The following is a 232-nucleotide window of genomic DNA, read 5'->3' as shown; positions in this document are numbered from 1 at the left end:
CTGATCATCCAACAGGAGGTGTCTTATGCTCTCTGGTGTTAAACGTATTTTGTACGCATCTGATTTGCAGGGGGGTTCGCGCCCGGCATTTCGCGCGGCGGTCAGCTTGTGTGGCCATTACCAATCGCACATTACCTACCTGCATGTGATCGAATCGCCGAGCCGTCAGGCTGACCGTCTGGCGCAGCAGCTCATGGCTCAAGATCCGTTGTTGCAGGACCTGCATGATGAC

General features: G+C 55.2%; 1 protein-coding gene. It reads left to right on the top strand.

The features are described from left to right. Positions 1 to 25: 25 nt before the first annotated feature. Positions 26 to 232 (top strand): universal stress protein (locus tag Q4563_RS22975; protein WP_303606196.1); only part of this gene is annotated, 207 nt, incomplete at its 3' end.

The sequence above is a fragment of the Gilvimarinus sp. 1_MG-2023 genome (genome assembly GCF_030548285.1).
This window is presented reverse-complemented; position numbering and strand designations above follow the sequence as displayed.